Source organism: Ilumatobacter sp. (genome assembly GCF_049588435.1).
GTDB lineage: Bacteria > Actinomycetota > Acidimicrobiia > Acidimicrobiales > Ilumatobacteraceae > Ilumatobacter_A.
Genome location: NZ_JBAVYV010000557.1, coordinates 1 through 1,969 on the forward strand (window position 1 = coordinate 1; position 1,969 = coordinate 1,969).

Genomic DNA, 1,969 nt, shown 5'->3' on the forward strand with positions numbered 1-1,969 from the left:
GTCCCGCAGCGATGACTCCTACCCGGGTAGCAAGGCTGGTCGACCCCTGCTGGAGCTCCGGCTGCGAGAGCGCAACGGACTGACCCGCACGGCACGGAGGTTCGTTAGGTGGGTGTGCACCGGCACCGCCCTCGGTCGTCGGACGCTGTCGCCTCTCCTCCTGCGACAACGCCGGCTACCCGGACTGGAATACTGGTTCCACCGAACGGTTGACGTCGTCGCCCTTCGAGCTGGCGGGCATGTCCATGCAGGACGACGGCTGCATCCACTGCCTGGCGACTCCACACCCGTCGACGCGGAAATGATCAACGTGTAGCCGGCAGGCGTGGCATCACAGATCCAGGCTGAGCAGCGTCCGAGGTCGGTTCGATGATCACCTCGTTGGTCAGGTCGACCGCTGTCCTGAGGTCATGTCGACGTTCGCCTCTCAGGATCCCGGCGTCGTCGCAGCTGCAACCACAGCACGCACGCGATCGAGCCGAATGATGCCTCGGCTGGCACCCACTGTTGGTCATTCGTCGCCTATGACGTCCCCGAGTACAGTCCAGCGATCGAGCAGCTGCTCGGTCGAAAGAGGGCAGATTCCACATGGTTGGGCACGACAGGACGGCAACGTTTCCCCGCGCTTGGAGACACCCGATGTGGGCGGTCCTGGCGTTGATTCTGATTGCGACCGCATGCTCGAACAGTTCCAGCGACGTCCCGAGTGACGCGACTGCAAGCTCGGTCGAAGCTGCATCCACCGACACAACCGCCGCTGCTGGGTCGGCGACCTCCGACCCGACCGGCGCGACCACGGCTGGCGGCACCGCTGACGACGGCGGCATCTACCGACCGGCTGAGATCGACCCGCTGTCGGAGTATGTGTTCGCCTTGTGTCGGCTCGATCTGACGAGCTCCTTCGCCGCCGACGATCCACTCACCGCCATCGCGGCAGAGATCGAAGGACTCCCGGCGGCCAACGGTGCAGAGCAGGCCGAGATCGCATTCCTGACCTCCGCTCTGGTGATCGCGGCCGAGGCCGACAACATCGTCGCTTCTCCCGAGATGCAACAGGTCGTCAATCTCCTCCGAGCAAGGTGCAACTGATGCGCTCCCTCCGTCTCCTCATGGCCACGATGGCCTGCCTTGCCGTCGTCATCCCGGTGTTCGTGTCCGCACCGGAAACCGCCGAAGCCGCCACTGCCGTCGCTCAAGGTGGGTTGCTGGATCCGTTCCAGCCCCTCGACCCGGCGGCTTTCCCTGACGCACAGGTCGACCCGCGTGCTCCGGCCAACGGTTGCGGCAGCCAGGGTGCCGACGGCATCGACGTTCCCGATGATGGGTTGGGGATCAGCTTCACGCCCGCGTGCAACTGGCATGACCGCTGCTACGGCACAAAGGGGTTGGGCAAGGAGTACTGCGATGCCGGGATGGCGGCCAAAGCCCGCGAAGCCTGCACCGGATCGAGCTCGCCCCGTGCCTGCAACGGGATGGCAGGGGTCTACTGGATGGCAGTCGAGCTGTTCGGTGGTCAGCCGTCTCTCGACGGACAGGAGGCCGGGTGCAACCTACGGCCGGTCGACAACGGGCGAGCGCACGGAGACCCACACCTGGAAACGCTCGACGGGCTGACCTACGATTTCATGGCCGCCGGCGAGTATGCCCTCATCCGGGACGCTGACACCGGCGAGGACCTGCTCCAGGCCCAGCTCTACCCGGAGAGGGACTTCTTCTCCGTGGTCACCGGGTTCGCCGTGCCGGCGGGAGACCACACGATCCTCGTGACCGTCGAGCCTGATGGTCACGACGTCACGGCGACCGTCGACGGCTACCCGGTTCCGGGGACGCTCGGCGTGTTCGACGGTGGTTACGTGGCACTGACGAGTGCTGTAGCTGGCGCCCTCGGTTCGGTGTCGGTGCGCACCACCGACGGCCTGAGGATCGAGGCCATCGTGTATACCGGCCGGATCGACCTGACGGTCCAGGT

1 protein-coding gene and 1 pseudogene are annotated in these 1,969 nt (G+C 65.8%); both read left to right on the forward strand.

Annotated elements, in window-relative coordinates:
• Positions 1-639: 639 nt before the first annotated feature.
• A complete protein-coding gene (locus WBV89_RS21005) occupies positions 640-1,089 on the forward strand; it encodes a hypothetical protein (RefSeq protein WP_423983283.1) in 450 nt (149 codons plus the stop codon).
• A pseudogene (locus WBV89_RS21010) lies at positions 1,089-1,969 on the forward strand (hypothetical protein); the annotation flags it as partial. The gene WBV89_RS21005 and the pseudogene WBV89_RS21010, both read left to right, overlap by 1 nt.